The sequence below is a fragment of the Vibrio sp. Vb0349 genome (genome assembly GCF_033338975.1).
Genome location: NZ_JAWOTS010000013.1, coordinates 70,173 through 89,214 on the forward strand (window position 1 = coordinate 70,173; position 19,042 = coordinate 89,214).

Annotated in this window: 20 protein-coding genes; 12 read left to right on the plus strand and 8 right to left on the minus strand. The window is 44.4% G+C overall.

Annotation, left to right across the window (positions count from 1 at the left end):
* Window positions 1–35: 35 nt before the first annotated feature.
* The 3 genes from R7Q47_RS15185 to R7Q47_RS15195 all read left to right on the plus strand — a co-directional run bounded on the left by R7Q47_RS15185 (window position 36) and on the right by R7Q47_RS15195 (window position 2,507).
* Window positions 36–1,010 (plus strand): response regulator, encoded by a 975-nt coding sequence (locus R7Q47_RS15185; protein ID WP_151514771.1) that lies wholly within the window; start codon window positions 36–38, stop codon window positions 1,008–1,010.
* Window positions 1,010–1,972: a GGDEF domain-containing protein gene (locus tag R7Q47_RS15190; protein WP_025766666.1), complete on the plus strand. Its 963-nt coding sequence runs from the start codon at window positions 1,010–1,012 to the stop codon at window positions 1,970–1,972. Before R7Q47_RS15185 ends, R7Q47_RS15190 begins: the two co-directional genes overlap by 1 nt.
* 190 nt (window positions 1,973–2,162) lie before the next feature.
* Window positions 2,163–2,507: a DUF3802 family protein gene (locus R7Q47_RS15195; protein ID WP_005377620.1), complete on the plus strand. Its 345-nt coding sequence runs from the start codon at window positions 2,163–2,165 to the stop codon at window positions 2,505–2,507.
* 45 nt (window positions 2,508–2,552) lie between these two features.
* Here the strand turns inward: R7Q47_RS15195 and R7Q47_RS15200 are convergent, their stop codons facing one another.
* The gene (locus tag R7Q47_RS15200; protein ID WP_213868751.1) at window positions 2,553–3,047 is read right to left on the minus strand and encodes an NlpC/P60 family protein; all 495 of its coding nucleotides are present in this window, start codon (window positions 3,045–3,047) and stop codon (window positions 2,553–2,555) included.
* A gap of 134 nt (window positions 3,048–3,181) precedes the next feature.
* Between R7Q47_RS15200 and R7Q47_RS15205 the strand changes: the two genes are divergently transcribed.
* From R7Q47_RS15205 to R7Q47_RS15225, 5 genes are all read left to right on the plus strand, one after another.
* Window positions 3,182–5,200 carry a methyl-accepting chemotaxis protein gene (locus R7Q47_RS15205; RefSeq protein ID WP_213970440.1) on the plus strand — a complete coding sequence of 673 codons (2,019 nt, stop codon included), beginning with the start codon at window positions 3,182–3,184 and terminating at the stop codon, window positions 5,198–5,200.
* 207 nt (window positions 5,201–5,407) lie between these two features.
* Window positions 5,408–5,827, plus strand: a complete 420-nt coding sequence (locus tag R7Q47_RS15210; RefSeq protein ID WP_213970439.1) for an NUDIX domain-containing protein — start codon at window positions 5,408–5,410, stop codon at window positions 5,825–5,827.
* Entirely contained in the window at window positions 5,817–6,230 is a 414-nt protein-coding gene (locus R7Q47_RS15215) for an NUDIX hydrolase (protein ID WP_053307087.1), read from the plus strand. Before R7Q47_RS15210 ends, R7Q47_RS15215 begins: the two co-directional genes overlap by 11 nt.
* Before the next feature lie 211 nt (window positions 6,231–6,441).
* Window positions 6,442–6,822 carry a hypothetical protein gene (locus R7Q47_RS15220; RefSeq protein ID WP_005377611.1) on the plus strand — a complete coding sequence of 127 codons (381 nt, stop codon included), beginning with the start codon at window positions 6,442–6,444 and terminating at the stop codon, window positions 6,820–6,822.
* A 48-nt stretch (window positions 6,823–6,870) separates the two neighbouring features.
* Window positions 6,871–7,089 carry a hypothetical protein gene (locus R7Q47_RS15225; protein WP_005389537.1) on the plus strand — a complete coding sequence of 73 codons (219 nt, stop codon included), beginning with the start codon at window positions 6,871–6,873 and terminating at the stop codon, window positions 7,087–7,089.
* A 103-nt stretch (window positions 7,090–7,192) separates the two neighbouring features.
* Here the strand turns inward: R7Q47_RS15225 and R7Q47_RS15230 are convergent, their stop codons facing one another.
* Window positions 7,193–8,008 (minus strand): sterol desaturase family protein, encoded by an 816-nt coding sequence (locus tag R7Q47_RS15230; protein WP_213970438.1) that lies wholly within the window; start codon window positions 8,006–8,008, stop codon window positions 7,193–7,195.
* Window positions 8,009–8,148: 140 nt separating this feature from the next.
* Between R7Q47_RS15230 and R7Q47_RS15235 the strand changes: the two genes are divergently transcribed.
* Both R7Q47_RS15235 and nagK read left to right on the plus strand, forming a co-directional pair.
* The gene (locus tag R7Q47_RS15235) at window positions 8,149–8,898 is read left to right on the plus strand and encodes a tRNA-uridine aminocarboxypropyltransferase (protein ID WP_053350551.1); all 750 of its coding nucleotides are present in this window, start codon (window positions 8,149–8,151) and stop codon (window positions 8,896–8,898) included.
* A gap of 173 nt (window positions 8,899–9,071) precedes the next feature.
* The gene (gene nagK / locus R7Q47_RS15240; protein WP_318089236.1) at window positions 9,072–9,980 is read left to right on the plus strand and encodes an N-acetylglucosamine kinase; all 909 of its coding nucleotides are present in this window, start codon (window positions 9,072–9,074) and stop codon (window positions 9,978–9,980) included.
* Window positions 9,981–10,199: 219 nt separating this feature from the next.
* On the opposite strand, the gene R7Q47_RS15245 is transcribed toward nagK, so the two are convergent.
* The 6 genes from R7Q47_RS15245 to R7Q47_RS15270 all read right to left on the minus strand — a co-directional run bounded on the left by R7Q47_RS15245 (window position 10,200) and on the right by R7Q47_RS15270 (window position 15,174).
* Window positions 10,200–10,466, minus strand: coding sequence for a DUF2960 domain-containing protein (locus R7Q47_RS15245; RefSeq protein ID WP_005377584.1), 267 nt, complete (start codon window positions 10,464–10,466; stop codon window positions 10,200–10,202).
* A gap of 74 nt (window positions 10,467–10,540) precedes the next feature.
* A complete protein-coding gene (locus R7Q47_RS15250; RefSeq protein WP_318089230.1) occupies window positions 10,541–12,319 on the minus strand; it encodes a bifunctional molybdopterin-guanine dinucleotide biosynthesis adaptor protein MobB/molybdopterin molybdotransferase MoeA in 1,779 nt (592 codons plus the stop codon).
* Window positions 12,316–12,903 carry a molybdenum cofactor guanylyltransferase MobA gene (gene mobA, locus R7Q47_RS15255; protein WP_005377572.1) on the minus strand — a complete coding sequence of 196 codons (588 nt, stop codon included), beginning with the start codon at window positions 12,901–12,903 and terminating at the stop codon, window positions 12,316–12,318. The genes R7Q47_RS15250 and mobA overlap by 4 nt, the downstream gene beginning before the upstream one ends.
* On the minus strand, window positions 12,881–13,600 hold the full coding sequence (locus R7Q47_RS15260) for an energy-coupling factor ABC transporter ATP-binding protein (RefSeq protein ID WP_318089231.1): 720 nt from the start codon (window positions 13,598–13,600) through the stop codon (window positions 12,881–12,883). The genes mobA and R7Q47_RS15260 overlap by 23 nt, the downstream gene beginning before the upstream one ends.
* A 50-nt stretch (window positions 13,601–13,650) precedes the next feature.
* Window positions 13,651–14,349 carry an ABC transporter permease gene (locus R7Q47_RS15265; RefSeq protein ID WP_005389524.1) on the minus strand — a complete coding sequence of 233 codons (699 nt, stop codon included), beginning with the start codon at window positions 14,347–14,349 and terminating at the stop codon, window positions 13,651–13,653.
* A gap of 6 nt (window positions 14,350–14,355) precedes the next feature.
* On the minus strand, window positions 14,356–15,174 hold the full coding sequence (locus tag R7Q47_RS15270) for a substrate-binding domain-containing protein (RefSeq protein ID WP_005389522.1): 819 nt from the start codon (window positions 15,172–15,174) through the stop codon (window positions 14,356–14,358).
* Between the two features lie 334 nt (window positions 15,175–15,508).
* Between R7Q47_RS15270 and R7Q47_RS15275 the strand changes: the two genes are divergently transcribed.
* Complete coding sequence (locus tag R7Q47_RS15275; protein WP_064353911.1) at window positions 15,509–16,960, plus strand: sigma-54-dependent transcriptional regulator; 1,452 nt, start codon at window positions 15,509–15,511, stop codon at window positions 16,958–16,960.
* Window positions 16,950–18,989, plus strand: a complete 2,040-nt coding sequence (locus R7Q47_RS15280) for a cache domain-containing protein (protein WP_318089232.1) — start codon at window positions 16,950–16,952, stop codon at window positions 18,987–18,989. Before R7Q47_RS15275 ends, R7Q47_RS15280 begins: the two co-directional genes overlap by 11 nt.
* Window positions 18,990–19,042 lie beyond the last annotated feature (53 nt).

Here is a 19,042-nt window from a genome sequence, read left to right on the forward strand (position 1 = left end):
ATTATGATTTTTTTGACGTTAGTTCCATTGGTGGCATGAAAATACTGATATGTGATGACTCAGCTGTTGCAAGAAAGCTTATTGCGCGTTCTATCGTACAAGATACATCATTGCATCTTATTGAAGCGCAAGATGGTTATGAGGCGCTTAATATTCTTGCTGAGCAAAATATCGATATTTTGTTTCTCGATTTAACGATGCCCATAATGGATGGTTTTGAGGTCCTCGAATCATTACCTGTTAGTCAGTACGCGACCAAAATCGTCATTATTTCTGGAGATGTTCAACAAGAGGCAAAACAGCGCTGTCTCGATCTTGGTGCTCAAGCTTTTATCGCTAAGCCTCTGACAGAAGAGCAGGTGCTCCCACTATACGAACAATTAGGGCTGCATTATGCGTTCAAACCTAGTCATTCGGTTGATTCTAAAAGCCAGGGTTGCGAAGAGCTTTCCTTACTAGCCAAATTCCGTGAAATTGCGAACATTGCCCTTGGTAAAGGGGCTGCGATTATGGCCGACCATTTACATGAGTTCATCCAACTTCCTGTTCCTCATGTTGGACCTTTGTCCTACGGCGAGCTTCATATGACACTGGTTGATGTGGTTGGGCGTGACAGTTCCGTTGCGGTAGCGCAGAGGTTTGTCGGTGGTGGTATTCACGGAGAGGCACTGGTGTGTTTACGTGGTAGGGATATCAATCAGATTGGGGAAAAATTAGGTTATCTCCTTGAGTTTACGCCTCATAATGAAATCATCTTGAATATTTCTAACCTACTGGTTTCGTCATTTCTCACATCGTTGGGCGATCAACTCGACAAGCAATTCTCACTTCGTCAGCCAGGCATTGTGGATACCTTAACACCTTATTGTGAAGAGCAAGGCGAGTTGGGTGAGCTCTTTACTATCGAATACACCTACATGGCAGAAGCGCTCGATTTCGAGTGCGAGGTACTGTTTTTAATTGATAAGCCATCCGTAGAAATAATCTATGAAATCATGGAGCTAATCTAATGTCCGATATCACGCTGGACATAGCAGACTTTCATTGGGTCACACAAATTCTCGATACGATGGATTCAGGGCTTATTGTTTTGGATCAAGAGTATAAAGTGTGTGTGTGGAACAGTTTTATGCAGTCATACAGTGGCGTTCTATCACAAGAAATTCTTGGTGAATGTTTATTTGAGCATTTTGAAGAGCTGCCAAGAACTTGGCTAGAAACCAAGATAAAAGCTGCCGCCGATCTGGAAACTCGTTCTTTTTCTAGCTGGGAAAACCGACCGTACCTTTTTAAGTTCAACAACTTTTCTCCGGTTTCAAACAGCAGTGATTTTATGTATCAAGATATCGTGATCACGCCGTTAATTGGGCTTTCAGGAGAGGTCAGCCACATAGCGATTCAAGTCAATGATGTTTCTGAAACTGCGAGAAATCGCATTCATTTGAAAGAAACAAATCAACATTTGTCGGAAATCAGTCGCAAAGATGGTTTAACAGGTTTATTTAATCGCGCTTATTGGGAGCAATCATTGAAAGATGAGTTTGCTCACTTAAAAGTTATCGACGGACCATGCTCATTAGTAATATTCGATATCGACCACTTTAAGAAGGTGAATGATACTTATGGTCACCCGACAGGGGACGAAGTCATTCGTCGAACCTCTGCCTTGTTGAGAAAAACAGCAAGGAGCAGTGACATCTGCGGTCGTTTTGGTGGTGAAGAGTTTACGGTACTACTTCCTCACACAAACCAGGAGCAAGCTTGCTATTTCGCAGAGCGTTTGCGCAAAAGAATTGAGCAAGAGATCGTGAAAGTGGAAGATTTTTTGATTAATTACACAATAAGTATTGGTGTTTGCGAGTATAAGCCTTATTTTGAAACTCACACTCAATGGTTAAAGAGTGCCGATGCTGCGCTGTATCGTGCAAAAGAAAATGGCCGTAACCAAACCTGTTTGCATGAAAATGACTGAAATATAAAAAGGTTTGAAGAAACCCTGCATCCGAATTCAGTGAAGCAAAGCTCAATTGTTTGAAAATCATCCAGTTGGTTCGTGAATGTTTGTTAATATGAAATAAGTTAATGAAATTTTCTCGGCATGTCTTACTATTGAAACTATTCTGCTTTCAGCTTCGAAGGCTTGCAATAAACGGAGAAAAACAGTGGTTTTAGAAACCGATGGATATCTCGCTCTTATCGAGCACTTGTCTCTAAATCTAGATATTTTTACGACCGAAATTGGCGACACTGGATCCGAAAGCATCGAAGATGTTGTCACCGATATGGTGGCTTCAAACATCATGGCGATTTTTGAGCAAAATCCAGAACTTCACTCGAGCGTACGCTTCAAATTGTTGAAAGAGGCTGATGCAGTTGTTGAAGATCTTGGTGAGATATTGGCTGGGGTATGGCATAAAAAAGCGACCAATGAACAGATCACGTTCCTTGATGAATACATCGCTCTGGTCAAAAATCTGTTCGATAATGCTGTTGCGACTTACGACTGATATTGTTTTAACTTACAGCAATGTCCGGTTAAAGAGTGAGAGGAGTTACATTGTAACTCTTCTTATTTGCCAAAACTTAGATGCCCAGTATGGGTTGTCGATTCTTGAAATAATCACACCTCTAGACGTCGATGCATGCATAAACTGCTTGTTACCCAAGTAAATTCCGACATGATAAGTTGTACGTCTTGTTTTAAAAAACACTAGATCCCCTTGCTTGGCATCCGTCCAACTTAACTCCACACCTTGCTTTGATTGCTGCCTCGTTGTCCTTGGTAACGAGAGCTGATAAGCCTCAACAAACGCTTTTTGTACAAATGCTGAGCAATCAATTCCAGATTTCTGTGTCCCGCCTAAGCGATAAGGCGTGCCGTGCCACTCTGTGTAAAACTCGAACAAATCAGGGTTGTCCGACAATAGCTGATTTGTAGGTGTTGTCACCTGTGCTTGCTCACTAGGCTCAGGCCCAGAAGAGCAGGCGCTTAGTAGCACACTGATTATCAAAGGAAAATATACTCGACGCAAATCACCACCTGTCATCTCTATGACTCACAACTGAAATATTAGTGTCATAACCAATCCATAGTATGGGCTGCAAATCACGGTTTTGTCTCACAAATGTGACGGAATCACTGCAGAACCGATTCAACCTTAAGAAAGAATAAAAATTGATTATGGCAAAGCGAAAACGCTCACGCACATCACTTTCACTGATTCAGGCTGTCAGTGCAACATTTTTAACTATCATTGCTCTTGTTATAGCCCTTTCTGTCTCAAGTTTCAAAGGAATGGAACAGGTAGGGGAACAATTTGAAGACTTGTCGCAAAAAGCATTACCAATCGCGATGGCAAACGCAAAGTTAACCAGGAATGTATTGGAGATGGTTAAGCTACTCAACCATGGTATGCAGATTACTGAGCCGAAAGAGTTGCCTCTCATAAAAGAGCAAATCGACTCTCTTGCAACTCAAAGCACGACTTTGGTTGTGGAAGCGTCTGGTGTAGCTCAGCAACTCTCGGAGGAGTTAGACACCAAACTAGCGCGTTTACATAACATCACGCAGTCCATTTTGTTGAAGCAATCTTCGGTGATACAAATTCAAATGGATATTGATGCCGCTGTTGGTGGTTTTCGCTATGGGCTTAGCTCTATCGGTCCGGAAATGAATCGAATCAGTTCGTTCCTTAGTGCTGATAATCCTGAGTCGAGCGATGCCGCTAACCGTTTCATTGCTTCTGCAAGCTCAATGGAAAGTACGTTCTTAGTCATGATGATGCACTCAGAATTAAACAAAGCCGAAAAAGAATACCGAGAAATGCGAAATCGCATAGCAGGTATTAAACTCGCCTATGAAGACTTCCAATCTTTCCATCCTGAAGTAAGTGAATATGCAAGCTTAACCGCACCATATGAGATGGTGAAACAAGGCTTTAGTGAAAAGGGCGTGCTGCGTTTGATCCTCGCCAAACTAGAACAAGGGGAATTGCAACGTTCAGAGTTTAAACAGGCTTCGATGCTTGCGGATGAAACCATGCGGTTACTTGATCAAATCTCCCAAACCGCTGGTCAGTTGATCGATGAAAAAGAGCGGGTGGTCAACGAGACCATTGAATCGGTGAGCGTTGTGCTCGTGTTTGCGGCGTGTGTGATTTCTTTTATTATTCTGGTTACTTGGTTTAGTCTCAAGTCATGGACAAACCGAGGGTTAAGGAATGTACTAACGCGTCTTTCAGCACTTACCGAACATGATTTTCGTGACAAGGCAGAAGAAGTCGGCCCCTATGAGCTGAAAGAAGTAGCACGAAAGTTGAATCAAGTAATCGATTCCACACATGACTCCATTCAAACGGTGACGCGCAATTGTGAAACGCTTTATCAGACGGCAGAAGTAAGTCACAGTGCAGCCGAACAAACAAGTGATGGGTTGGCAACACAAAATGAAGCGTTGTCGAGTATGATCACGACCATAACGCAGCTTGAAGCCTCTATTCGTGAAATAGCAATGGTGACAAATGCATCTTCACAGGACTCGCTCCTTGCAACCCAACACACTGAAAAAGGGGTTCAAGTCGTGGAACAAAACCGCGAACGTTTGGAGTCATTAGAAAGCTCTTTGGATGTAAATGAACAGTCAATGTTAGAGCTAGACCAGCGTGTTAAACAGATTCGTGAAATGGTGGATATGATCAGTGGGATCGCGGACAACACCAACTTACTTGCTCTCAACGCAGCAATAGAAGCTGCCCGTGCTGGTGAGCAAGGGCGTGGATTTGCGGTTGTCGCTGATGAAGTTCGCAAACTTGCAAGTGATACCTCTCAACAAACGACGAACATCCGAGAAATGATGAGCGAGCTTATTACTGCCGCAGAGCGTTCTCGTCAAGCAGTTAATGATTCAAGAGAAGAAATGACCCACGCGCTACAGTCCAGCAATGAAGTGAAATCGACATTTTCTGATATCAACCTCGCGGTTAAGTACATTCAAGAACGTGTTGAGCAAATCTCAGTTGCTACAGAAGAACAAGAACGAGCGACGGCAGATGTATCTCAATCCATCACACATATTTCTGATCTTGGCGAACGCACAAATCTGCAGCTTGAGTCTATGGTTGAGAGTTCTGAGCAAGTGGCGGAAATTGCTGGGCACCAGCAAGCAATGCTGCACAAGTATGAGCTTCATCAGACCAAGTAAATGAGATGTTTCCACCGACTAAAAGCAGAACCTCGGTTCTGCTTTTTTGTTACGGCTACCCATTCAATGGCTCCTATTTGCATTGCAAAAGTGAGTTACATCTCATCTCGTTCATTTCTAAAGGGTTTAGTTATCACAACGTGATGTTAATGCTTTGTTCGAGGGACTCGTTGACTAGAATGTCGCCAGAATTCAAAGGAACGAATCATGCAGTTATCACAAAGAGCCAGCCTCATACTAGTTAATCATCACCAAGAGCTTTTGCTTATCCACCGCGCTCGAAACGACAGACAGTATTGGGTTTTCCCTGGCGGCAGTGTTGAAGCAGGTGAGAAGCCTGTTGAAGCTGCTAAAAGAGAAGCGCTGGAAGAAACCTCAATAGAACTTGGCTCGGTTAAGAAAGTTTTGGAACTCGAAAATCAAGGTCGCTTAGAAACCTATTTTCTTTCTTATGTAGGGAACTTAAAAGTGAAACTAGGGAGTGGGCCAGAGCAAATCAGAAAATCAGATGTTAATCAGTATCATTTAAAGTGGGTGCGTGTAGAGCAACTTCACTCGATTTCTTTATATCCAGAGAAAGCTAAAGCCTTTTGCTTGAAGCATAAGGAGTGGTTTTGTGATCGATAAAGTTTGCCCCGTCGTTCTACGTAATCAAAATCAAGAGATCCTACTTTTTAAACATCCGTTGGCGGGTGTTCAGCTCGTCAAGGGCACTGTTGAAGTGTTTGATGAAAGTTACATCATAGCAGCCAAGCGGGAGCTCGCTGAGGAGTCTGGTATCACACATGTTCGTTCCGCACGATATTTATGCTCATGGGATAGTGGCTTTCAAAATCAAGTATGGCATTTTGTTTTGTGTGAGTGTGCTGACCTCGCTAATTCATGGCTGTTTCATACGCAAGACGATGGCGGACATGATTTCGCGTTCTTCTGGCACGATGTCGAGAGCGGCCTTCCCGCGAATGCACATACTGTGTTTCAGCGCGGGCTGGAAAAGGTACGAGAGTTGATAAACCAAGGCGTGATTTAAAGGAGGATTCTGTCATTGCATTGGCGGATTTGGGCGAAACGCCACAGTAAACACTATGCTTCTACTAGAAGCAAATAAAGAAGGTAGAGCAGCCGTTACTGTTCTCATCGTGTTGATAATGGCACTGTCGATCTCAAAAATGGCGATGAGATTACAAATGTTTAAGTGACTTCTATATGCTTTGCTCATTCATTCAGATAAGGAAACGGTAATGGATAAATTCGTCGTGTTTCTCTTATGCCTTTTTATGACAGTTGGCGGAGTGGTTCATCTTTATGACAACATTGTTGGTGGCTTTTTACCTTACGATTTTGCGCCACGCTGGTTGAATATGTATTGGAGCGCTTTGGGACTATTGGACTTATTAGCAGCGTATCTATTGGTCAAGCATCGCCGCTCTGGCCTAGTCGTTATGTTATTGATTCTTATAACCAATGTTATCTTTAGTTCCCACGCTCACTATACATTAGAAATATTAGATAACAACGTCGCCCTACAAATGAAGACACTGTTTTTAGGGTTCTCATTTGGGGTATCTATCTGGTTATGGAATGCGCGAAAACATAGTCAATCGCGCCAAATATTTCGTTAATTATTATTTTCACAACACTCGATTAAGGATTGTAAACAGGGACTCGTTATGAACGATTTTAAAGACTTGGCCAGTTTTGCTGGTTTCAGCGTACTGACAGGTTTGAGCTTTGCCACCACTTTCTTCAGCCTTGCTTTTCTATACAGCTCAATAGAGGCACAGCAAGTAATGAACACCAATGCTTTGGCATGTGCAGTGCTTGGTGTTGTTGGTTTATTTGTTGGTATTACTCAGTTAAACAAAAAGCGTCAGCTAGCAGAAAACTAATCTGTTCTTACACATCATGAGGATGAAGTAGTGTTTAACAGGGGTTTAGGCTTGGTCTATTCGTTTTGTTGACATACTTCATCCAACAATATTTTTTCAACCATTACTTCTTCTCTTTATTGTAGCGAAAGGGCTGCGTTAACAGCTTATCTAATCTTTGCTCTTCTTCGTCTCTAATTTCCGGCACACCAATAACAACATCTTCATGACCCAACTTAGGCTGAGCTCGGTATGTCCCAAAAAAGCGGTCCCAAACTGAAAGGAAAAAACCAAAGTTTGAGTGGGTCTCTTTTACTATCACTGAATGGTGCACGCGATGCATGTCTGGTGTAACGATGACGTTTCGCAGTTTTTGGTCTATGGATAAAGCCAGTTTTGCATTACTGTGATTAAACATCGCGCTCGCATTAAGCACAATTTCAAATACCACAATTCCGATAGGTGAAACACCTAAGATAAACACGGCTGCAATTTTTACTCCCATTGAAATGATTATTTCGAAGGGATGAAAGCGTGCGCCTGTAGTGACGTCTATGTCGAGATCGGCGTGATGCATTCGGTGAATCTTCCACAGCGGCTTTACATGATGAAAGACAACATGCTGAGCGTAAATGACGAAATCAAGCAAAATGACGGTTAGAAAAATATTTAACCAAGCGGGGAGGGACAGAATATTGAGCAGCCCCCATTGTTGCTCCTGAGCTATGACCGCAGCTTGAAAGGCGGCGATAGGCATGATTAAAGCAATAACTAGGCTGTTAAAAGCGACCAATGACAAGTTATTGACCCAGCGAAACCTGCGCGAAGCGGTCAGTGTTTTTCTAGGCAATTTGTTTTCCCAAATGGCACAAAGCAATAATACGCCAAGGAAAAAGCCTAATCTGAGCCATGAGGGTTCTTGAAATGTCGTTTCTGTCACTGTCATTCCCTTATTTATTTCTTTATCTATGACCGAGATAAGAGTGAAATTATTTCAACACACTGTTGATGGGCTTATCTTGAGGCGAAGCCATAATATCAGTAGAATCGCGCTCTACTTTTTACTTGGCATTACTTACCATGAGAATTCACGCTTTCCACCGTTTATATCAGTACCGACAATCTATCTCAACCAAGCCTTTCAACGCGCGTGGATGTAAAGTGGTTCGTTGCCAATATTGCCAGGTTTCTGAGCAACACTGTTTGTGCGACCTTCAGCCAAACATCAAGGCCAATATTGCATGTATGTTGATTGTTTCTGAAAACGAAGTGTTTAAGCCAAGTAATACCGGTCGTCTAATCGCTGATACGATTCAAGAGACTTACGTGTATCAATGGAACCGAACAGAACCGTCTGAAGAGATGCTAGCGCTACTACAGGATGACAGTTACCAACCGGTGATTGTATTTCCTGCAGACTATGTGGATGATCCCTCTCGTTTAATTGAAGATCTAGAGCCAGGGCGATTGGTAAAAGAAGATGTCGAGAACAAAAAATGGTTGCTGATCTTTATTGATGGTAGCTGGCGTGAGGCACGAAAGATATTCCGTCGTTCTGATTTTCTTAAATCTTTGCCTGTGCTTTCCATTGAGCCGGAATCTCTGTCTGAATACATCATGCGCCGCTCCGAGAATGATCAGCATCTTTCAACCGCCGAAGTCGCGACATTAGTTTTAAAACAAGCTGGTGAGCCGAAAGCTGCGGAATGCCTTCAATTGTGGTTTGAAGCCTTCAGAGAAACTTACATGCTGAGCAAGACTCGAGTCAAAAACGACCCTAACCAGCCTCACTTGAAACGTTTCAAAGAGTGGATGAAAACCGAGAGCTGACTCTAAGGAATGAGCTTTTGTTGATGGTATGTTGTTCAACTGGCTTCGGTGAGGGGATAAATCTGCATTCGGTCACGGTTTGCAGGCGTACAGATATGGATAATGCCATAGTTTATACTTTTGACTCTAGCCATTTTGAGAGTCGTTTGAAGCATTTTTTAGGAGAGAAATACATGTATTACGGCTTTGATGTCGGTGGCACTAAAATTGAATTTGGTGCATTTAACGAGAAGCTTGAGCGTGTAGCGACGGAACGTGTACCTACACCAACAGACAACTACGAGCTGCTGGTTGATACCATTGCGGAATTGGTGAATAAATACGATACAGAGTTTGGCTGCGAAGGTACGATTGGTCTTGGCTTGCCAGGTATGGAAGACGCCGATGATGCAACGGTACTAACAGTTAACGTTCCTGCGGCAAAAGGCAAACCACTTCGTGCTGATCTGGAAGCTAAAATCGGTCGCAGCGTAAAAATTGAAAACGATGCAAACTGTTTCGCGCTTTCTGAAGCGTGGGACGAAGATCTTCAAGATGAACCATCTGTACTAGGTTTGATCCTTGGTACTGGTTTTGGCGGTGGCTTTATCTACGAAGGTAAAGTATTCTCTGGCAGCAACCACGTAGCGGGTGAGGTGGGTCACACACGTCTTCCTATCGACGCATGGTTCCACCTGGGCGAAAACGCACCATTACTTGGCTGTGGCTGTGGCAACAAAGGCTGTTTAGATAGTTACCTATCTGGTCGTGGTTTCGAGCTTCTTTACGCGCATTACTACGGCGAAGAGAAGAAAGCGATCGACATTATTAAAGCGCACGCAGAGGGTGAAGAGAAAGCAGTAGAGCACGTCGAGCGCTTTATGGAGCTGCTAGCAATCTGCTTTGCAAACCTGTTTACTGCAACAGACCCACACACCGTTGTACTTGGTGGAGGCTTATCTAACTTCGAATTGATTTACGAAGAGATGCCAAAACGCATCCCTAAACACTTATTGTCTGTAGCTAACTGTCCTAAGATCATCAAAGCAAAACACGGTGATTCAGGTGGTGTACGCGGCGCTGCGTTCTTAAACATCAAGTAGTGACTGAAACCTTACTCGATACAAAGTAAGAAGAAATTTAAAGCCCCGTTTAGACCATCAAGGTAAAACGGGGCTTTTACTTGTATATCGAAGTAACTTATATACCCAAGTAACTCATATACCTAAGTAATTTCGGTATGCTCGGGTATGGATCATGAACAAAAGTAGCATGCATAAAAAACTCGCGACGAATCGCGAGTTTTCTGTTTACAGCTAAGCTTATTTGTTCTTTTTGCCTACGCCTAGGTTTTCTTTTTGAGCTAGGGTGATTTTACTAAAGCCTAATTTTCTGAAGTAGTTGTCGCGGTAGTTGCGCACTGCTTTAGTGTCAGACACGGCTTCGATTTGTTGCTCCATCTTTAGGAACTCAGTGATATCGATACCTTCTGCTTCTGCAACCGCTTCTTGAATGTTGCGGTGTTGCTGGTATGAGAACGTCAGTTCTTTGTCTTGGTCTTTGTAAGTGTAAAGAATGGTGCGAGCCATAGCTGTCTCTCTGAAAAGGTTTCTGTATTAAACAAAAAGGCCAGACTCGCTGACCTTTGAATTTCTAGTTTGGGCTAGATTCTGCCTTGAAGTGGGATAATTGTCACGCTTTCTCCCGCTTTTACTGTATCAATAGCTGGGGAGATTTCGATCAAACAGTTCGCCTCACTCATTGAGCGCAGAATACCAGAACCTTGCTTGCCTGTTGTACGAACGGTTAAACGGCCAGTGTTATCCAGTTCATAGACGCCACGGCTAAACTCGGTACGACCTTGTCGAGAGCGAAGGTTTTCAGTCGCGATGGCATTCACTTTCAGAGGCTTCCAGCCTTGTTCGCCTTGCATCTTACGCAGTGCAGGCTCAACAAAGTTGATGAATGAAACCATCACTGCCACAGGGTTGCCCGGCAGACCAAAGAACGGCTTGTTGTTGATTTGACCAAACGCTAATGGACGTCCCGGACGCATGTTGATTCGCCAAAAATCGATTTGACCAAGTTTATCCAAGGCAAGTTTGATGTAATCCGCATCACCAACGGATACGCCACCAGAAGTCATAACCACGTCCGCTTGCGCCGATGCGTTTTCCAATGCTTCAATCATTAACTGTTCGTTGTCTTCCAGAATACCGAAGTCCAAGATCTCGCAGCCGAGCTTTTCAAGCATGCCCATGATGGTAAAACGGTTGGAATCGTAGATAGAATTCGCTTTTTGCTCTGTTCCCGGCGCTTGTACTTCGTCACCGGTGGAGAACACGGCAACTTTCAATTTTCGGAATACATTCGCTTCACCAAAGCCAAGCGAAGCGATCATGCCCATTTCTGGAGAGGCGAGGCGAGTGCCTGCGGTAAAGACGTCACTGCCGATAGCGAGATCTTCACCTGCTTGACGAACGTTTTGGCCTGCTTTGATATTCGCACCGTTAAAAGTGACCCTGTCACCTTCTTGAATGGCTTGCTCACGCATGACCACTGTATCGCCGTTACGTGGTGTTGGTGCGCCAGTCATGATCTTAACTGCTTGACCAACTTCCAGAGGCTGATCGTAAGCATGGCCCGCCATCACTTCAGCAACCACTTGGTAGCTATCACGGTCAACATCATCACTGCGGATGGCATAACCGTCCATCGCGGAGTTGGTGTATTGCGGCACATTTACTGGTGAAACGATATGTTCCGCAAGAACGCGGCCATAGGCGTTTTCAATCCTGCATGCTTCTATTTCCGAAACCGCGTTCACCAAAGAAAGGATTTTTTCTTGGCCTTGAACCACAGAAAGGAAAGCCGGAGAAAGTGTGTCGCAACATGCAGCTTCTTTCTCTTTGTTTTTTGGTGCTTTCGCTTCTTGAGCATACTGAATAACGAACTGAGCAATCGCTTCAAGATCATTGATGTTCATTTGTGGCAGTTCAGAGTCCAACTCGCCGCTGTCTGAAGCGATAGCGATGATGTTTTCATCGTTTGGATAAAGCCAAGGCTTGCCTACTTCTTCACGGTGCAATTCAATTTTAGGAAATGCGATGTTTTTGCAGCCTTCGACCAAAACCACATCAAGCATGTCTTCATCAAAACGTGTTAATAGGTATTCAAACTCCGCTTCGGCTTCTGGCGTTTCTGTCATTAACGCAAAACGGTTGCGAGAAGCAATCAGCATTTGAGATGCGCCAGCTTTGCGTAAACGGTAGCTGTCTTTACCCGGCTTATCGACATCGAAGTTGTGATGAGCATGTTTTAGCATGCCAATGCGCAGGCCCGCTTCAGTTAGCTTTGGCAATAGGGCTTCAAGCAGTGTGGTTTTGCCTGTGCCTGAATAAGCCGCAAAACCAAGAATAGGAATGTTTAGCGTGTGTTTCATGATTCTAATTGTCCAAATTGCGCCAGTTCTTCCGGAGTGTTCAAGTTGACGAAACAGTTTGGTGAGTCGCTAAAGTCAACGTAACTAGTGTTGCACTCTTTGTAGAGCAGAATGATTTTGCGGTCGCCACGTTCTAAAAATGCGGTGAGTTTTGGCAGTACGCGCTTGTGGTAGAGCGTAAAAACAGGTTGCTGATGGTCACCATCATGCGCGACCAAAATATCGCTGTCTTCTTTGACGAACTGGCAGAAACGCTCGACAAGGTCGGTGTTGATTTGTGGGCTATCGCAAGGTACAAATCCGACCCAGTCAGTTTCAGCATGCATCAAACCCGCGTGAATACCGCCCATAGGCCCAGGGAAATCTTTGAATTGATCACTAAATACGAAACCAAATTTGCTGTACGCATCTTGGTTTCGGTTGGCATTAATTAAAATGCGTGGAGTTTGTGGAGATAAACGTTCAATAACGTGTTCGATGAGTGGCTTCTGATTTAACTCAATCAGACCTTTATCTTTTCCACCCATACGGCTGGCTTGGCCACCAGCCAAAATGACCCAACTAGTTTGTGTTGGTTGAAGCATATGCATTCTCTTGGGATGTTTCTTTTGGTATGACATACAACAGAGGAGACTCTATCAAAGTCTTGTCTTTAATCCACCACTGTTTTTTACATAAGTCGGTCAGTGCGTTGGCCTGATGGCTTGTCACCACGATACTGGAACCACGATCCAAAAGATCTTTCGCCATCACTACCAATCGTTCAATGGATTCTTGGTCTAAAGACGCACTTGGCTCATCCATCAATAAAATCGACGGCTTTAAGATCCAAGCCCTTGCCATGGCAACGCGCTGTTTTTCACCGCCGGACAACACGGAAATATGTTCGTCCGCTAAGGTTTCTAAACCTACCATGCGCAGCGCGTGAATAACTTGAGCTCGCTTATCTTTTTGCGTATCTTGTTGATATTTCACTCCATAGACTACGTTTTCATATACAGTGCCGTCAAAAAGGTAAGGGGATTGATGGAGATAAATCACATCGACACGACCATTGCGACGCGTCAGTCTTTTCAGCCACGTATCTTTTGGCGCAACAACATCGCCAGTAGAGGGTTTGAGCAAGCCAGCAAGGATTTTGAGTAGGGTAGTTTTGCCCACACCATTGTCACCCTTGAGATAAATGCCATCATTTGGGCCGATGGCTAACTCAGGGATGTGGAAAAGCACACGCTCTTTAAAGCGCATGGATAACTGTTCGGCGGTGATTTTTATAGTCATAATTCGCCTCGACATGGGGTTAATGGTGAGTCGTTTGTTTGCTTCATGTTCTATGTTCTGAGGTAGCCTTTGCCTCTCATACTTGATAAGAAGAAGTTTAGAGCCAACGCTAAAGATAGTAATACAATTCCTAATGCAACTCCTTGCGCAAAAGCACCTTTACTGCTTTCCATTGCGATAGCCGTGGGAATATTTCGCGTCACGCCCATAATGTTCCCACCAACCATCATTGAGCAGCCCACCTCGGTCACGATACGTGAAAACCCTGCAATGATAGCCGCAAGTAGAGGAAAGCGGGTTTCCCAAATCATCGTAGCTGCCAAGCGCGGAATGGAGACGCCCAGCGTGATGGCAGTTTCCACTGCACGACGGTCGCTAGATTGTAATGCACCATGCATCATCGATACCAAAACAGGGAAGCAGATCACCATTTGGCCGAAGATCATTGCCTTCTGAGTGAACAGCATTTGCCAGTCTCCCCAAGGGCCAGCACGCGACAGCAACATGTACAGCAACAGGCCAATCACCACAGTAGGGACCGCTTGCAGCGTATTTACGATCGACAACAAAAACCATTTACCGCGAAAGTCGGTATACGCCAGTACAAAGGACATCAAAATAGCCGGCAATACCACTAGGGATATTGCCGTGATAGAAACACTAAAGGAGACCGCAACGATCTCCCATAGGTCTGCATCAAAATTCACCAGTAAGCGAAGCGCTTCCAGTGTTGTATCAGCAAGATTCATATTGCGTTATTTGCTCTCAGCATTCGCAACAAACAGTTGTTTACCGTTTAGGCGGAAACCATTGATAAGTTCCTGTCCGCGAGGGTTTACCAACCAATCACTGAATGCCTTCGCACCTTGATAGTTGATCGTTGGGTAACGCTCAGGGTTAACAAGAATAACTTGGTACGGGTTAAACAGTTTTTCATCGCCTTGGAACAGAATTTCTAGATCCAATTTGTTTTGGTAAGCCAGCCATGTGCCGCGGTCCGTCATGGTGTAGCCTTGCATTTCAGACGCCATGTTTAGAGTTGGGCCCATACCTTGACCTACGCTACGGTAGCCACCAAAGTTCGGTTCGATTTTAGTTTGAGCCCAGAAGCCCATTTCTTTTTTGTGCGTACCAGAATCATCGCCGCGAGAGATGAACGTTGCGTTTTTGTTTGCGATCTCTTTGAATACATCTAACACGCCTTCGTCATTTTTGATTGTTGCTGGGTCAGCTTTCGGGCCTACAATCACAAAGTCGTTGTACATTAGCTTGCGAGGTAAAACGCCGTAGCCTTTCTCAACAAATGCGCCTTCAGCTTTTGGTGCATGTGTCATCACCAAATCTACGTCACCGTTTTCGCCCATTTTTAAGGCTTTACCCGTACCTGCAGCAATAACATCGACTTTGTAGCCCGTGTCTTTTTCAAATTGTGGAAGCAGGTAATCAAGTAAACCTGAATGGTAAGTACTGGTTGTGGTTGCAAGGCGAACATGTTCTCCGTCTTGAGCAGAAAACGCAGAGTAACTTACAAGCGTGATAGACGTTGCAGCCAGAGTTAGCGCAATTTTTTTCATTTTTATGTGTTCCTTTCCAATGATTCTTTGGAATCTCTCCAGGTTTTAGGGAGAAGCCTTTTTGGACGAGAGCGATTAGCGTAATACGCAAGTTGTCTTAGGGTGTTGGAATAAGCAAACATCAACATCCTGAGATCACTTAAATGCGCTCCGTATCCACCTTATAGCAAACAAGATGCCAACCTTTTACAAGCTTAAAGTGCTTGGTTTATGCACTAAATCATGGGGTTATTTGCATAAAAGTTTGCGTTGGTACAAAATGTCGCACTTTTTGTAGGGTATCTCTGTTTAAACTTGGTACACTCTGTCCCATCGAAATCCATCTGGGGTAAATATGTCTACTCAATCCCATCTTAGTACAAACCAACAATATAGCGCCTTTTCCGTACTGGTCGTCGATGATGAATTAGGCATGCAAGCCATCTTGAAAAAGGCATTGGGTAAGCTTTTTTCACATGTCGATACAGCTGGTAGCATCGAAGAAGCAGAACAACTGCGTAATTCTCGACATTATGATCTGATCTTACTGGATATTAATCTGCCAGGGCGTTCTGGAATTGAGTGGGAAGAAGCGTTTGAAGATGATGACAAACGTGCCGATGTGATTTTTATGACGGGTTATGCGGATTTAGAAATTGCCATTCGAGCGCTACAGCTCGGTGCTTCCGACTTTATCCTCAAACCATTCAACCTTGAGCAGATGTTAAAAGCGGTCAGTCGCTGTATGGATCGCCGTTTGAACGAACGCATGCAGTACGCCATGACACGCGATTACCAACGTCACAATACCTCAGAGATCATCGGCGGCTCAGAAAAAACGCGTCTGCTTAAGCAACTTATTAACCAATTTGCACCATCACGCGCTTCTGTTTTGGTGGAAGGTGAGTCGGGTACGGGTAAAGAACTAGTTGCACGAGGTATCCACCAGGCGAGTGGGCGAACGGGCCCGTTTGTGCCAATCAACTGCGGCGCGATTGCACCAGAGCTTTTAGAAAGTGAGTTGTTTGGTCATACATCGGGCGCGTTTACCGGTGCAAAAAAATCGCGTGAAGGTTTGTTCCGTGTTGCGAACGGTGGCACCTTATTTCTTGACGAAATCGGGGAGATGCCACTTGCAATGCAGGCATCATTATTACGTGTGTTAGAGCAGCGTACGATTCGCCCTGTCGGTTCAGAAAGAGAGATCAGTATTGATGTCCGTATCGTAGCGGCAACCAACCGAAACCTGCAAGAAGAGGTCAATCAAGGTAATTTCCGCAGTGACCTCTATTACCGTTTAAACGTTCTGAAAATTGAAGTGTGTCCGCTGCGAGAGCGCAAAACCGACTTATTTGAGTTGGTGCCATTTTTCAGCAACATGCTGACGCGCGAGCTAGGTATGCCCGCGCCCAAATGGGCGCACGAGGACATGGAAGCCATGAGTGAGTACGATTGGCCGGGAAACATTCGTGAGCTGAAAAACTTGATTGAGCGTTGTATCTTGCTTGGCAAACCACCTGCACACTATTGGCGAGAGCTGAATGGCGGGCATTCACTGCCTAATGTATCGATTACTGTTTCTCACTCTGCTGAGTTACCAACCTTTAGAGAAGGCAAAGAATTTACTGGCGAAGGCTATCCAAACAGCTGGACGTTAAAAGAAGTCGAGAAAGCACATATTAAACAAGTCGTTAACTTGCATGAAGGCAATAAGTCTGCTGCTGCTCGTGACTTGGGCGTAGCTCGCAAGACCTTAGAACGTAAGTACAAAGAATGGGATTCTGAGGGTGAGGAATATGCCGACTAACGGCCCACAGCACAAAGGATTGTCAAAATGGACGCACCGTTTTAAAACCATGGTGCGTTATCGCTTGTTATTCTTAACCTCTGCGCCGATTTTCCTCACGTTGTTAGCTCTGATCGGCATTACCATTTATTGGTCTATTCATTACACGTGGCAAAATGCGTTGCTTGATGTCTCGGAACGTCTTGGTGTTGCAAATAACAGTGTAACGTTGTTACAGCAAAAGCAAGCCAATTACGTGCGGGCGTTTGCCGATTCGTACGATTTCCGTATTCGTATTAATCAAGGAACGCCACAAGGTGACCTGCAAAAGTGGGTCACAGAGCAGAAGAAAAGATATGCTTTAGATTTTCTCTCTTTCCAACGCGTTAATTCCATGGAAAACAAATTCCGCTTTATGGATCTCACCAAGCGCGAATCGTTTTTTGATGTGCTCAATAAAGAAGAACTCGAACGCCTCGATCCTGAACTCGCCAAACGAGCAGAAGTGCCTATTCTTGCTGATGGTGACAGGGAGGTGCGTGGGTTAGTCAGTCGGACCGTGATTCCGGTATACAGCCAAGCGAACGATTTGATCGGCTTTCTGGATGGTGGTTTGCTCCTTAACAACAGTACAGTGTTGGTGGATCAAATCCGCGACCTCATTTACTTAAGTGATAATGACCGCCTTCGCCCTGTGGGTACGTTGACGGTATTTCTCGATGATTTGCGTGTGAGCACCAACGTTCCTTTAGACAGCGATCATAGGCTAGGGCGCGCCATAGGCACTCGCGTGAGTGCAGAAGTGTATAACCAAGTACTTTCGAAGGGTGAACAGTGGGTTGATCGCGCTTATGTGTATGACGCTTGGTATATTACGGCGTATCAACCAATCAAAGACCAATACGACAATGTTATTGGTATGCTTTATACGGGTTACCTCATGTGGCCATTCGTTAAAGCCTACATGACGAACATTGCCGAAATCAGCTTGATTACGGTTATGTTATTGCTGGTTTCCGGCGTGATGGTATATCGCGGTTCTTATGATCTGTTTCGACCGATCGAACGCATTCATAAAGTGGTGAAGCAGGTCCAACAAGGTAAAGAAAAACGGATTGGCCCGTTAGGATTAGATGCCGATCATGAACTTGCGCAGTTAGCCAGACAGTTTGATGATATGTTAGACGCGCTAGAAGAGCGCAAAATTGAATTGAAAAACTCCGCAGCTCAACTTGAATGCAAAGTTCATGAGCGTACGGCAAGCCTGAGAGAAAAAACCCAAGATCTTGAGCTGCATATTCAATTGCTTAACCAAACTCGCGACAAACTCGTTGTTCATGAAAAACTGGCAGCATTGGGAGAACTCACCGCGGGGATTGCTCACGAAATTAATAACCCAACCGCCGTGATTCTTGGCAACGTAGAATTGATCCATTTTGAATTGGGTGACGATGCAAGTCGAGTACAAGAGGAGATTGATGCGATTCACGCGCAAATTGATCGTATCCGCAATATCACGCGCAGTTTATTGCAATACAGTCGCCAAGGTGGTGTTCAAGATGAAATCACTTGGCAACATGTCAATCCTATCATTGATGAAAGCATCACCTTGGTTAAAACTGGCACCAAGAAACGCGACGTCGAGTTTGTGACTGACCTACAAGCGCATACGTCCGTTGAGATAAACCGCCATCATTTGCTACAAATCTTAGTTAACCTGCAAATGAACGCCATTCACGCAATGAGCGGTAAAGGAACATTAACAGTAGTCAGTGAAGACTGGATTGAAGAGGGCGAAGTGAAAGGAGCCGCGATTCATGTTATCGATGAGGGCTGCGGTATTAAACCAGAAAACTTGAGTCGAATCTTCTCGCCATTTTACACAACGAAACGAGAAGGCACAGGGTTAGGGCTATCGGTCTCCCAAAGTATTCTCAGCCAAACGGGTGGTGAGTTAAAAGCAGAGTCTGAATGGGGAAAAGGCAGTAAATTCAGTATTTATTTACCTAAAAAAGCCGAACTGATCCTAGAGGTGACGAATATCGCTTAGTCACTTGTTGTAAGCATTACGGAAGAAAGAGCCAGTTATAATACTGGCTCTTT

Excerpts from the sequence above, each read along its gene's own strand:
- R7Q47_RS15280 (WP_318089232.1), top strand. The coding sequence starts at position 16,950 with ATGCCGACTAACGGCCCACAGCACAAAGGATTGTCAAAATGGACGCAC.
- R7Q47_RS15235 (WP_053350551.1), top strand. The coding sequence starts at position 8,149 with ATGAGAATTCACGCTTTCCACCGTTTATATCAGTACCGACAATCTATC.
- R7Q47_RS15205 (WP_213970440.1), top strand. The coding sequence starts at position 3,182 with ATGGCAAAGCGAAAACGCTCACGCACATCACTTTCACTGATTCAGGCT.
- R7Q47_RS15200 (WP_213868751.1), bottom strand. The coding sequence starts at position 3,047 with ATGACAGGTGGTGATTTGCGTCGAGTATATTTTCCTTTGATAATCAGT.
- mobA (WP_005377572.1), bottom strand. The coding sequence starts at position 12,903 with ATGCTTCAACCAACACAAACTAGTTGGGTCATTTTGGCTGGTGGCCAA.
- R7Q47_RS15245 (WP_005377584.1), bottom strand. The coding sequence starts at position 10,466 with ATGGCTCGCACCATTCTTTACACTTACAAAGACCAAGACAAAGAACTG.
- R7Q47_RS15250 (WP_318089230.1), bottom strand. The coding sequence starts at position 12,319 with ATGAAACACACGCTAAACATTCCTATTCTTGGTTTTGCGGCTTATTCA.
- R7Q47_RS15260 (WP_318089231.1), bottom strand. The coding sequence starts at position 13,600 with ATGACTATAAAAATCACCGCCGAACAGTTATCCATGCGCTTTAAAGAG.
- R7Q47_RS15275 (WP_064353911.1), top strand. The coding sequence starts at position 15,509 with ATGTCTACTCAATCCCATCTTAGTACAAACCAACAATATAGCGCCTTT.
- R7Q47_RS15185 (WP_151514771.1), top strand. The coding sequence starts at position 36 with ATGAAAATACTGATATGTGATGACTCAGCTGTTGCAAGAAAGCTTATT.
- nagK (WP_318089236.1), top strand. The coding sequence starts at position 9,072 with ATGTATTACGGCTTTGATGTCGGTGGCACTAAAATTGAATTTGGTGCA.
- R7Q47_RS15265 (WP_005389524.1), bottom strand. The coding sequence starts at position 14,349 with ATGAATCTTGCTGATACAACACTGGAAGCGCTTCGCTTACTGGTGAAT.
- R7Q47_RS15270 (WP_005389522.1), bottom strand. The coding sequence starts at position 15,174 with ATGAAAAAAATTGCGCTAACTCTGGCTGCAACGTCTATCACGCTTGTA.
- R7Q47_RS15190 (WP_025766666.1), top strand. The coding sequence starts at position 1,010 with ATGTCCGATATCACGCTGGACATAGCAGACTTTCATTGGGTCACACAA.
- R7Q47_RS15220 (WP_005377611.1), top strand. The coding sequence starts at position 6,442 with ATGGATAAATTCGTCGTGTTTCTCTTATGCCTTTTTATGACAGTTGGC.
- R7Q47_RS15225 (WP_005389537.1), top strand. The coding sequence starts at position 6,871 with ATGAACGATTTTAAAGACTTGGCCAGTTTTGCTGGTTTCAGCGTACTG.
- R7Q47_RS15210 (WP_213970439.1), top strand. The coding sequence starts at position 5,408 with ATGCAGTTATCACAAAGAGCCAGCCTCATACTAGTTAATCATCACCAA.